Source organism: Pseudomonas sp. P129, from assembly GCF_020312195.1.
Lineage (GTDB): Bacteria > Pseudomonadota > Gammaproteobacteria > Pseudomonadales > Pseudomonadaceae > Aquipseudomonas > Aquipseudomonas fragariae.
This window is the reverse complement of sequence record NZ_JAGPYS010000010.1, coordinates 25217-37264: the sequence shown is the minus strand read 5'-3', so window position 1 is coordinate 37264 and position 12048 is coordinate 25217. Positions and strand designations below refer to the sequence as shown.

General features: G+C 56.1%; 13 protein-coding genes. 3 read left to right on the top strand and 10 right to left on the bottom strand.

Features of this window, described 5'->3' with window-relative positions; all coding sequences use genetic code 11:
- Positions 1–4 precede the first annotated feature (4 nt).
- From KBY02_RS20390 to KBY02_RS20375, 4 genes are read right to left on the bottom strand one after another with little or no spacing between them, the layout of a single operon-like run.
- A complete protein-coding gene (locus tag KBY02_RS20390; RefSeq protein ID WP_003406999.1) occupies positions 5–664 on the bottom strand; it encodes an N-acyl amino acid synthase FeeM domain-containing protein in 660 nt (219 codons plus the stop codon).
- Positions 639–1862, bottom strand: coding sequence for an MFS transporter (locus KBY02_RS20385; protein WP_225650717.1), 1224 nt, complete (start codon positions 1860–1862; stop codon positions 639–641). The genes KBY02_RS20390 and KBY02_RS20385 overlap by 26 nt, the downstream gene beginning before the upstream one ends.
- Positions 1863–1905: 43 nt before the next feature.
- Positions 1906–2835 (bottom strand): ThiF family adenylyltransferase, encoded by a 930-nt coding sequence (locus tag KBY02_RS20380; protein WP_024640595.1) that lies wholly within the window; start codon positions 2833–2835, stop codon positions 1906–1908.
- 15 nt (positions 2836–2850) lie between these two features.
- Complete coding sequence (locus KBY02_RS20375) at positions 2851–3960, bottom strand: alpha/beta fold hydrolase (protein WP_011267317.1); 1110 nt, start codon at positions 3958–3960, stop codon at positions 2851–2853.
- A 143-nt stretch (positions 3961–4103) separates the two neighbouring features.
- Here KBY02_RS20375 and KBY02_RS20370 point away from each other — a divergent pair, with 143 nt between their 5' ends.
- Both KBY02_RS20370 and KBY02_RS20365 read left to right on the top strand, forming a co-directional pair.
- On the top strand, positions 4104–4919 hold the full coding sequence (locus KBY02_RS20370; protein ID WP_024650969.1) for an isocitrate lyase/PEP mutase family protein: 816 nt from the start codon (positions 4104–4106) through the stop codon (positions 4917–4919).
- Positions 4920–4950: 31 nt separating this feature from the next.
- Positions 4951–5292, top strand: coding sequence for a hypothetical protein (locus KBY02_RS20365; protein ID WP_024650968.1), 342 nt, complete (start codon positions 4951–4953; stop codon positions 5290–5292).
- A 93-nt stretch (positions 5293–5385) separates the two neighbouring features.
- On the opposite strand, the gene KBY02_RS20360 is transcribed toward KBY02_RS20365, so the two are convergent.
- The 4 genes from KBY02_RS20360 to KBY02_RS20345 all read right to left on the bottom strand — a co-directional run bounded on the left by KBY02_RS20360 (position 5386) and on the right by KBY02_RS20345 (position 8808).
- On the bottom strand, positions 5386–6513 hold the full coding sequence (locus KBY02_RS20360; protein ID WP_024660674.1) for a sensor histidine kinase: 1128 nt from the start codon (positions 6511–6513) through the stop codon (positions 5386–5388).
- A gap of 133 nt (positions 6514–6646) precedes the next feature.
- Entirely contained in the window at positions 6647–6886 is a 240-nt protein-coding gene (locus tag KBY02_RS20355) for a hypothetical protein (RefSeq protein ID WP_024642150.1), read from the bottom strand.
- A gap of 78 nt (positions 6887–6964) precedes the next feature.
- Positions 6965–7408, bottom strand: coding sequence for a LexA family protein (locus tag KBY02_RS20350; RefSeq protein ID WP_054092462.1), 444 nt, complete (start codon positions 7406–7408; stop codon positions 6965–6967).
- Positions 7409–7545: 137 nt separating this feature from the next.
- Positions 7546–8808: a M20/M25/M40 family metallo-hydrolase gene (locus KBY02_RS20345; RefSeq protein WP_032655213.1), complete on the bottom strand. Its 1263-nt coding sequence runs from the start codon at positions 8806–8808 to the stop codon at positions 7546–7548.
- A 353-nt stretch (positions 8809–9161) separates the two neighbouring features.
- Between KBY02_RS20345 and tal the strand changes: the two genes are divergently transcribed.
- Positions 9162–10103, top strand: coding sequence for a transaldolase (tal, locus tag KBY02_RS20340; protein WP_024642154.1), 942 nt, complete (start codon positions 9162–9164; stop codon positions 10101–10103).
- A gap of 85 nt (positions 10104–10188) precedes the next feature.
- On the opposite strand, the gene rssC is transcribed toward tal, so the two are convergent.
- On the bottom strand, positions 10189–10674 hold the full coding sequence (gene rssC / locus KBY02_RS20335; protein ID WP_003315067.1) for an anti-sigma factor antagonist RssC: 486 nt from the start codon (positions 10672–10674) through the stop codon (positions 10189–10191).
- Entirely contained in the window at positions 10671–11855 is a 1185-nt protein-coding gene (gene rssB / locus KBY02_RS20330) for a two-component system response regulator RssB (protein ID WP_003407019.1), read from the bottom strand. Before rssB ends, rssC begins: the two co-directional genes overlap by 4 nt.
- Between the last annotated feature and the right edge of the window lie 193 nt (positions 11856–12048).

Below are 12048 nucleotides of genomic sequence, written 5' to 3'. Positions count from 1 at the left end.
TAAACTACGCTCGCGCCATGATGTAATGCCCCAGGCTTTTCTCGGGCCCGTAAAATATCGACAGCATGTCCTTGATGTCCAAATGCAGAACCGTACACTCTGACGTTTCATGCAACTCGTCTCGAAAGCGAATGTTCAAGTCACGGAACCCCATGTGGGCCAGTGCTTTTATCGGTGTGTGAGGTGTATCGATAAAACAATTGGCAAGGACGTCGTAGTTTTTTTCTTTCAGGCAATACTGCAAAGCCGCTTTTACCAAGGCAGCAAAAATACCGTAGGGGTAAGCCGAAAATATCTGATCACGGTGCCTGGCCGGAACCATGAGTCGCGCACATTCGATCAGCGCGCCTTGCGCAGTTGCCCGTATCCCGGAAATGTCGGCAAAATTGTCGATGGGCAGACCTTGGTCCCCGTCGATAATCATGCGCATGACCCCCACGGCGGCTCCCTCGTCGTCAGTGGCGAGCAGGTAGACCGAGTTGGCATGGTAGCGATCATTGCGAGGATCGGTGTCATCCCCGTCCAGCCAACCTAACTCCTCGCTGTACACTTCCTGCCAAACAGCCTTGACCAGGGCGAGTTCGATATCAGAGTTTGCAAGTAACACGTTACCTTTGAAATCCTTCGACGTGGCTTCGTCAAAGGACAGTGTCGATCCGTTCATGTTGTGCATTCCATAGCGTGTAGGTATAGGAAACTGCCATTATTGAAACAATCATTGCGACTGCACTGATGACACCTACGACGGGCGCTTCAACGAACTCGATAAGTGTTCCCAGCAGGAAAGAACCTATCGGACTGCCCCCCATGAAAAACAACATCAGTAACGCTAACACCTGAGCTTTATTGCCTGAAGGGGCATTTTCCTGAATCAGCGTCTGCCCCATGCTGAGGGCAATACCGCCCAGAAACCCCCAACTCAATACCCCTAAAAACAGAATCCACTCTGTGAGCACGGACGGGATAACCGCCAGCAGTAACGACGCGAGCAGGCAGGAACTGATCAGTGCCCGTAATTTATTTTCTATCCCGCCCTTGACGGTCAAGACAATGACGGAAGCGATCAACCCGACCATAAACACGATATTGAACAGCGCCAACAACGAGGCGTCGTACCCCGGCAACCGGGAAATATGTAGGGGCAGCATGACGAAAAACGAGCCCAGAAAGAACACACCGATCAGGCCGTTCAATAACAGTACCGGGAAGATGACCGGGTGCTGAATGGAAAACCGCAGCGCGGTACTGGTTTCAGCGATCAGGCCGGAATGAGGCTTGCTGGGCGTGGTCACCGAAATATAAGAGGCGGCCAGGGACGACATCCCGAACAGAAGCGACAACAACAAGAACATCAGACCGACGCCCACCTGCGGTGCAAAACCTCCAATGGCGAAACCCACCGTCTGAATCCCGAACTCAATCCCGATGTTTATAGTGACGATCTTTTGCAACTGTTTCTTGCCCAGTACATTCAAGTAAAGTTCTCTGGCAGGCGCACAAAAGGCCGACAGCACGCCAAAGGCCAACGCATACACCAGCACGTTGGCGTAGGTTATTGCGGACTGGTAGCTCCAGACGGCGAAGACCAATGCCGTCAGCGCGCCACCCAGGTACACGCAGACCAATAACCTGCGCACCGGCTTGCGATCGGCAACATAACCGCCATAGATCACCAGCAGCAGCACCGGCAACATCAGGCACATCTGGGCGATGCCAAATTGAAAGGCCGATGCATGAACGACGCTGATCAGTACCCAGGGCAGAAATACGCTTTGTATTCCCACACAAATGAACCACAGACTGGAGGCCAGGAGGAACCTGGAAATATTGTGCCGTTCCTGAGTATCGAGCACTTCGTTCACGGCGCCTTCCTCAAAGGGCTGGCCCCGATCGGGGCCAGCTGGTTCAATTGACATTGAAGTGCTTGCGATGCTCCTCGGGGTTTGCCCACGTGCCGTCGAACTCATAAATACCGTTGTCGAACGTAGAGCCGTCGAACCAGTAATACTTGGGCATGGGGGGAAGTTCGGTGCTGTACGGTGCGCCCTCCAGGTCGCAAAGCATCAGCGCCGAGCGACAGAGAATCAGGTAATGCGAGGCCGTCGGTGCCACGGAAAGAATAGGCACGTTTCCTGTGTCTTTCATCCAGCTGAAAATATCGGGAATGCTCGGAAAACGAGGCTGATAAGAGGCCTGGAGCATGACCAGCCTTTCGACCAGTTCAGGTGTCATCTGCGCCTCTTCCGGAATATCGTAAAAATCCTCCAGCGTCAGGCCTGCCTTGTCGAACTTGTAGATGTTGGCGCCCCAACCGACCACCGAGGATGCCAGCAAGCCTTTGCACCTGGCTGAGTTACGGTACGCCCTGTGCAGTGCATAGCGCTCGCCAATGCTGTAGAAGTCCATTTGATCCAGCACCAGATCACAGTCCTCCACAAACGCTTCAGCGGTGTGCTTCTGTATACCCTCCGGAAACACATCAACGCTCACGTCCCCCGCCAAACGGTGAACCAGCTCGGCAACCACCAACGCCTTGTTACGACCGACGGTTTCCACTGAAGCACCAAACTGTCGGTTGATATTGCTGATTTCGAAAGAATCGGGATCGGCAATTTTGATATGCCTTACACCCAACCGTGCCAGCCCGAGGGCCACGGCACCGCCAATACCCCCTGCGCCTGCGACGCCGACAACAGCATTGGAAAGCTTACCCTGATTGGCCATCTGCTCCAGTTTCGAGTTGCCGAGAAAACAACCGCTGCGTGAAACCCGCTCGTTGTATACCCGCTCGTCGAAAACGCCTGGAAATTTAACAATGCGTGCTTTCTTCAACATGATCTGCTCCTTGCTTTAGTTGCGGCCACCGCAAAAACTACAGGCCAGTGACAATCGGTTATATGAGCCTTCCAGAAAAACCCGTACTTCGCGATAGAGTTCGAAACGCTTTTTTTCAAATAACATGGCGTGGGTGCCTTTATCGATCAGCACGTACCGTTTACTGGAAGCATTGCTCAGGTGTGTGTACAGCCAGTCGATATCCGCCGCGGTGGTCAGCACATGATCATAATCCCCGCGTGTAATTAATACGGGCACCGTGATTGTGGCAGGGTCCCAATACACGCCATGCCAGGCATCGTAGATATCCTGGGCAAAGCCTCCGGGTACTTTAATCATGTTCTTTTGATGCGCTCTTTCCAGCGCTGCATCACCGGGCCAGTTTTTTATAAACCCTTGTTCAAGCTGCGTCTCGGTGCCCGCCGGACGGTCTTCTTCTATCATGGACAATCGCTTGTCGACCGGAATCTCATAAAAGCTCTTGTCGGGTCTTTCGGCACTGCCGAACAAGCCTCGGACAATCTCCGGGCTTGTGGTATCACGCCGGACGATGGGCGAGTTGAACACAACCTTGTCCACTTTTTCGCCGTGCGCGCTCAGGTAATACCCCACCGGTATCGCGCCCCTGGACGTGGCGATAATCGTCAGCTTTTTAGCACCGGTAAACTTCAATACATAGTCGACGGCGGCATCAATCACGGGCACCAGGCTTTTGGCATTGCCCACCGATTCACCGTTGGCGTGTGGGCTGGCCTCGCGCATTTCCGAATAATCATCAGAACGACCATACCCCGGCAGGTCCACCACCCAGGCTTCGCGTCCTGAATTGGCGACGTCTTGGGCCCAGGAATAACCGTCTATGGCGTACCCGGCTGAGAGATTACCTGAAATGGTTGCACCATGAATAAACAGAACAACTTGTGACTCTTTCATTGTTTGAGTGTGGGTCCCTTTCGGCGAATCACGCCAGAGGGCCATTTTCATCGCGTCAGTTTTTAGCGTGACGGTATGAATTTCCACACCGTCTATATTTGCGGCTGAACTGGCAGGCAGTGGCGCCGCGCTCACCATTAAAGCGGTGGTACAGGACGCAATAAACAACGCAGCAGAAGCAATCCTTTTCATCAGTCGACGTCCTTGCGATAAAGTGGATAAAAGCATTCCACAGGGGCTGCTTGTTGTCTGTTCAAACTTTTTTAAGCCCCTTCACTTTTTTTTAATCATGCGTGCTACGAAGAGGACTATGCTTGGCCATTCAGGGAGGCGCCATGAACACCAGCCAGGCATTCAGAAAGTTACATGAACGCGATGAGTTATTCGTCATGCCCAATGCTTGGTGTGAGGGAAGCGCGCGCCTCATTCAGCAGTTGGGCTACGCCAGCCTCGGCACCACCAGCGCGGGAATTGCCTATGCACAGGGCTACCGCGATTCATCTCCCTCGATGGACAATGAAGATCGCTTTGCGGCGATTGAGCGCATCGTTCGGGCAGTGGACATACCCGTGACGGCAGACCTGGAGAACGGTCTGGCGAAAACACTGGGCAAGGTCGAGGAGCACTTCAGAAGAGCCCTGACCGTCGGCTGCGCCGGTGCGTCCATTGAGGATATATCCGACTATCATGACCCGGACACCCCGCTGTATTTCTCCATCGAAGAAGCGTGCGATCGGGTGCGCGCTGCCAGTGAGGCCGCCCACGCGCTCGATGCCGATTTCATCGTCACCGCCAGGACCGACTATCTGCTTGGAGCGCACGCGTATTCGTTGACCGAGGTTATTAAACGGCTGGTCGCGTTTGAAGAAGCTGGAGCCGATTGTCTGTTCGCACCCGGCGTGAAGTCGATCGAGGACCTTGAGGCGATTCAGAGAGCGCTCAGCAAACCTCTCAACGTCCTGCCTGTTTTCGGTATGACGATTGACAGACTCAGGGCAGTAGGCGTTCGCCGGATCAGCCTGGGCAGTTCATTGTTTCGTAACGCCTACCGGCAGATCTTCACTGTTTTACTTGGATTGGAAGAACCAGAGGGGCTGGATTTTCTACAATCGGGACTGAGTCTGAATCAGCTCGATGAAGTGATGCGTTAGCCAGGATCGAGTGTTTGCATGGAGCATACATGTGATATCCGATAGAAACCGAAATCCCGTTATTGGTCTCGAGAACGGCGTGACGATCAACCGTAGCTCCTTTCGTCTGGCCTGGCGGACGCTGAGGTTTGGTAAAGCAGAGCAGTTGGCAACTGAGATGGCAGGCGTTGAAAACTTACCCGTTTCGACGACAGGCCTGGCGACGGTACTGAGCCCGGCCATGCGGCTTTTTGACGGGTGTGCAGACATGGGTCTATGGGACGATGATACTTATGACCTGTTGATCATTTGTCTTCCCCCCGACGGCAGCAGATCGGACACCTACAGGCATCTCATCCGTGTGGCACGTCAGGGTGTGATTATCCTGCGCTGACTTTCAGGCCATGACGGGCGCGTTATCAGGGACAGGCAGCTCTGATCCGGATGCTCTTCAGTTGCCTCGCAACTCTATCGCCGCCACGCGACCTCACTCCGAATTCAACGGAATAATCACCGCAAACGTAGTCCCCAGATCCGCTTTCGACGTCACCTCGATACGCCCGCCGTGCGCATCGACTATCCTGTCGACGATGAACAGGCCCAGCCCCAGGCTTGAATAAGGTCCGTTGTCGGTCATCTTTTCGGGTGAGTAACGGTCCATCGGGTTGAAGATGAACGGAAGCACGTCTTCGGGAATCGGGCTGCCGGTGTTGTGGACGGTAAAGTGGAGCTCGTTCTTCGAGACGGCCAGCGTCACTTCGACGGGATCGCTGCTATTGCCGTGCTGTATGGCGTTGCCGATGAGGTTGGAGAAGACCTGCTCCAGGCGATCGCCATCGAAGCGGCCAATGACCGGTTCGTCTGAAGTCAGACGAATGTCTGCTTCCGGGTGGACCGTACTCGATTCTTCAACGATGCGGACGCAGATGGGTTGCATGTCTACTTCGGTCTTTTTCAGCGGGATGCCGGGACCGATCTGTGAGCGCGTGAAGTCGAGCAGGTCGCCAACGATCTGGTTGGCCCTTTTCACGCTGGAATAGATCCTCGATGCGACCTTGGTTGGCCGCGCGCCCAGATCATGGGTGCGCAACAACACGTCGGCACCCAGCAGTATGGCGCTTAGCGGGGTGCGCAAGTCGTGCCCGAGAATGCCCAGAAAGATGTTGCGTGACGCCTGGATCGCGCTGGTATAGCTGGAGATAGACTCGGCCAGGGCCTGATCTATCGCCTCGTTGAAACGGATCATGTCTTCGATCTGCTGTTGAGTGTCCAGCGCCTCTCGCGACATCCACTGTTTGATCACGCTCGCCCGTAATGCCCGAAACTCCGAGACCACCTGATCGATGGTGAAGCCCGACATCAATCGAGTGATCGCGTGGCTTTTCGCTGCGGTCTGTTCATCTGACGCGCCGTGCCCTTGCGACTTGTCGACCTGCTGCTGCGACGACTGATCCGTTTGCAGATCAGTGGCGATGGCCCGCAGCATTCGCTCGGCATGGTCCCTGAGCTCTGCGGTATCCAGAGGCTCGCCGAGCGTGGACAGGGTGCGTGCGAAATCGGTCCATTCGCGCACGATAGGCTCGATGTTGTCGAGGATGAAGCCTGATAACCGCATAGCCATTCAAACCTGAACATGAACCCGGCAGACTGCAGATTCGTAGGGTGAGCCAAGTATCCGTCCCGATCAGGCGGACAGATACAATATGGAGTGAAGTTCACACAGGCAAGGGTATAACGGAATACCGAATTTAATCGGCAAGTGCCTGTAAACGAGCCTGAACTGCATCGTCGAAAATGATGTAAAGCGCTTCGGCATCGGCTGGGCGCAGCTTTCTGCTGGTCTCCAGACCGTGAATGTATTCGATCTGCAACGCCGCTTCGGCTTCCACGTCGGCGCGAGTGCTGGTTGCGTCGAGCGCCCTCACCAGATCACTGATCGCTCCCTGGACAGGCTTGGGGAGCCGTAACTGGTCAAGTCGTTCTTGCATGCGCTCGGTATTCCGCTAAAAGCCAAAGAGTGGGCAGCAGATCATGCAGCGGCGTGCAATGCAAGAACATGCGTCTGTTCATCGATGAGCTGATGATGCAGCGCGGCCCTCCAGCAGGTTTTTCAGGCTGTAGGTCACCACGCCCAGGATGATCAGGTCATCGTTGTCGGTGACATGCAGTGGTGGGTAATCCGGGTTTTGCGATTCCAGAATCACCACATCGCCGCGCATGTGCAAACGTCGGCAGATCTGCCGTGCATTGAGCGAGGCAACGACGATGTCACCGTGCTCGGCGTACTGGCTGCGGTCGACCACCAGCATATCCCCGCTGCACATGCCGCCCCCCTGCATGCCTTGGTCTTCGATCCTGGCCAGGTAGGCGTGTGGCTCACGGACCTCACAAAGCTCGGAGATGGAAACATGCTTCTCGACCACTGGCGATCTGGAGCCAACGGACGACAGCGATATGAACGGGAGTTTGATGCCCCCTGCCGACAACGGGCCAAGGAAGGTAACACTCATGAGGCGAGCCTTTTCTGATTAACTGTATACATATACAGTTAATCGTTTATCGGCGCTCAGGTCAATCGCAATGCCAGATACCTCGACAGATGGCGCGGACCGAAGACCACGCCTTTCAGCGCTCACCTCACAGGCCATCAGGGCGTTGCATCACCCTTCGACAACTGCGTAATCAACGCCACGGTCAGGTAAAGCCTGGGTGCGATGCTCGATAATTCGATGTATTCATCGTCGGCATGCAGGCCGGCACCGACCACGCCCATGGTTTCGAGCACCGCAGGCTTTGCACTGCCCGGCACGTAGGCATAGCCAGCGTCGGTACCGAAACGCATGGCAATCGGCTCCAGAGTGCGACCGGTTTTCTGGTAAAGCGTCTGCGCGGTTTTCGCCAACTGGTCGGAGCCAGGATTTCTGGCCAGCGGCGGCCGGCCTTTTTCCATTCGCAAGGTCACTTCGGTGCCATCGACCAGCGTCTTCTTCACGATCTTTTGTCCGTCAGCCAATACGCGATCGCTCTCGCTGAGGTCGGAATAGCGCATGTCCGCCTCGGCCGACGCGCTGGATGGAATGATGTTGCGCTTCTCCCCGCCCTTGATCAGCGTCCAGTTGACAGTGGTGCCTTTGCCCGGGTCGCCGAGGTCCTTGAGCTGCAGCAGTTGGTGCGCCAGCTCGATGGCCGCATTGCGTCCGGCCTCGGGAGCAGAGCCTGCGTGTGACGACTTGCCTTTGACCTCGAGAATCAGGCCATTGATGCCGTTGGTGGCGACGGTGACGGCATCCTTGTCAGGCGGCTCGAACGAAAACACGTAGTCATGCTGGCGGGCGAGTTCGGCGATGACTTTTTTCGAGCCGCTGGAGCCGGTCTCCTCGTCCGGGTTGAAGAGCACAGTGAGCGTGCCGAACGCCTTGAACCGCTCATTCTGCAACAGCTGCAGCGCATGCAGAATCATCGCCACGCCGCCCTTGGCGTCTGCCACCCCTGGGCCATAGGCGCGCTCGCTGTCGAGTCTGAACGGACGCTTGGCGGCGGTGCCCGGCCCGAACACCGTGTCGTAGTGAACCATCAACAGAAAAGACCGTGTGCCGGTGCCTTTGAAAGTACCGACGATATTGTCCCCCGCCGAAGGCTCTGCCGGCGTGGTGGAGACTTCTGCACCCAGCGCCTTGAGACGTTCGACCAGCATTGCGCTGACGGTCTTCAGCCCGGGAGCCTGGCCGGTGCCTGTATCGACATCAACGAGCTGGCGGACAGTGTCGAGGTAGGCCGGTTGTTCGGCCTGGGCTTTTTTCAGCAACTGATCGGGTGACAGCTCGGCGGCGTTGGCAAACATGGAAAACACGCCCATGGACCCCAGGGAAAGTCCGATTGCGGCAGTGATGGGGAAGCGTCGTGAATGCATGCTGGTTCCTTCAGATGATCGCGAGTTGAACAGCATCTTTACCCCAATGCGCCGCTCGACGCCACAGGCCAGACCGGTTGCGAGACCGGCTCATATCAAGGCAAATGTCTGCTGCCAGAGGCCCGATGGCCTGATAGGTCCGGCAATCGCGCAGCGCGCAGGCCGCTAGGCAGAGGTTAAATTCATATCGAGGGAACAAGCGGTCAGTGCGAGGCTCAAAAACAGTCTAGACAAAGGTATTCACGACAATGCCGTCCCTCAAGGCCTATCATCGGCAGCAGTAAACGCTGCGGCCTTGAGTGGTCGACAGCGCTCGGGTAATGTCATCCAACCGCACAGGACAGAGCACGCTCATGACTTCCAAGCTGGATCAACTCAAGAAATTCACCACCGTTGTTGCTGACACCGGCGACTTCGGCGCAATCAAGAGCCTCGAACCCGAGGACGCCACCACCAACCCATCCCTGCTGCTCAAGGCCGCTTCCGACGCAAACAACGCCAAGATGCTGGGCGAAGCGTTCGACGGTAGCAAGGGCGACATCGGCCTGGCCTGCGACCGCTTTGCAGTCGCCATCGGTCAGGAGATTCTCAAGGTGGTTCCGGGCCGCGTATCCACTGAAGTGGACGCACGCCTTTCGTTCGACACCAACGCGCTAATCGAGCGCAGTGAGCGTTTGATCGGTCTGTACGACGCCGCAGGCATCAAGCGTGATCGGGTGCTGATCAAACTGGCCGCCACCTGGGAAGGTATCCGCGCAGCTGAGAAACTCGAGAAGGATGGCATCCAGACCAACCTGACCTTGCTGTTCTCCTTCGCCCAGGCAGTCGCCTGCGCCGAGGCCGGGGTGTTCCTGATTTCGCCGTTCGTGGGCCGTATCTACGACTGGTACAAGAAGTCGACAGGCACCGATTACACCGGCGCAGAAGACCCGGGCGTGCAGTCGGTAACGCGCATCTACAACTACTACAAGGCCAACGACTTCAAGACCGTGGTCATGGGTGCCAGCTTCCGCAACCTGAACCAGATCGAACAGCTGGCTGGTTGTGATCGCCTGACCATCAGCACCGATCTGCTCAAGAAGCTGGCGGAAGATACCGGCACCCTGGAGCGTAAGCTTACCCCGGATAATGCAGGTGAGAAACGTTTGGGTACGGTCAAGAACTTGACCGAAAGCCAGTTCCGCTGGGCTTCCAACGAAGATGCCATGGCCACTGAAAAGCTGGCTGAAGGTATTCGCCAGTTCGCTCGCGATCAGGAAAAGCTGGAAGCACTGCTCTCCGCCAAAAAAGCCTGAACATGAAAAAGGGCGACACCTTCGCAGGTGTCGCCCTTTTTGCTGCCTGCCGTTCTGAGATAAGAGAGACAGACGCAACTGATGCCTAGCGCTGACCTTCCAGTGCATTGACCAGATCATGGAAAGCTTCACGATTGGAGTCGTTAAGGCCCATGAGGATCTTGTGTGCTTCAAGCACCTTGGCTTTCACCACTTCTTCGCACTGGTCCTGTGACGGCAGGTCGGTCAGGCATTCAGGCCGCGGCAGAGGCCGGTCAACGATGTTGAAGACCTGATCAAAGCCCATCGACTGCAACAGGCGCGTAATGTCCTCGTGAGTGGTCACAAGGGTCGGCAACAGGCCTACCTTCTGGCGCGACAGAATCGACAGTTTGGCCAGCAAGCCCAGCGTGGTGCTGTCAATGCTGCGCGTCTCGGTCAGATCAATGACCACCGCCGAGAAATTCAGCGCAGTGAAGATGCGCTCGATAGTCGCATCCAGGGCCGAACACAGCGTCAACCGCACTTCACCCACGAACTTGAGAACGAAGGTGCCTTCCTGCTCGGCGAACTGGATTCTACCGGTACTCATTCAAGATTCCTGCTTAACACTAACAAGGCGATATCATCCGGCATCTCCCCTAGCGTTGCCAATTCAAAAACCCGCTGCAAGCCATCCAGGCTGCCGCCAGCCGCCTTGACCAATTCGGGAAGGACGGCTTCTTTCTCTTTGAGTGTATCACCGGGTAACAAGTCCAGTATGCCATCAGACAACATGGTCAGACTGAAGGACTCGGGCAGATCGATTTCGTGATCCTGATAGGTGGCCTCGTTGAACAACCCGACAGGCAGTCCACGACCTTCCAGATAATGCGCCTGCCCTTCGGAATACAACACAGGCAATGGCAGATGTCCGCCCACTGCGTACGTCAGTTTACCTGACTCTTCGTCGATGACACCGCCGACCATCGTAACGTGCTTGCCCAGCTTGCAACTGATGAGGCCACGGTTGATATGCCCCAGCACATCAGACGGCTTGAATTCCGGAAGCGTGCCGCCACGCTTGGACTCGAACAGCAGCCGAGTGGTCATGAACTTCAGCAGCACGGTGATGAACGCCGATGACGCACCATGCCCTGAAACATCAGCCAGATAGAAGGCGACGCGCCGTTCGTCGACCCTGAAATAATCGACAAAGTCGCCGGACAGGTACAACGATGGAATGATCTGGTGCGCGAACTTGAACGCGTCAATCGACCACGGCGTGATCGGCAGCATGTTCATCTGCACTTGCCGACCCGCGTCCTGGTCTTCCTGCAACAGATGAAGACTGGCTTCGAGTTCGCGATTGGCCTTTTCCAGCTTTTCGCGATAGACCTGGTTTTCAGTGAGCAGGCGAGCCCGATCCAGCGCACGACGCACCGAATGCTCGAGTACGGCAAGATCTTCGAGGGGCTTGATCAGGTAGTCGGCAGCGCCAAGGCGCAAGGCTTCGACTGCATCGCTCATCACGCCCGCGCCGGAAACGACGATAACAGGCGTCTGCGGAGCAATGGCCGTCACCTGACGGATCAGCTCAAGCCCGCCCATCTGTGGCATGCGTAAGTCGCAGACCACCAGATCGGGGTTCTCCTGCTCGAATATCTGAATTCCCTGCAAGCCATTACTCGCTTGCAGAACGCTGAAGCCACTGTCTTCAAGGTAGGCGGCAAGGCTTGCGCGCACTACGTCGTCGTCATCGATAATCAGCAGCTTGGCACTGGTTTTTGGCATGGGGGCAAACGGCGCCAGATCAGGTTGGCGTAGGCGGCCCGGGATTACCGGAACCCGCTTACTGGATTCGCTTCTAGCCTCTCCGCAATAACACGCAACAACTTGATAAGTCTGTCGTGTTTCAGAGGTGCCCTTCAAGGCGCAGACGGTACTCCCATCCGACGGGTGTTTCAAGCATGCTCCTACCCTCACT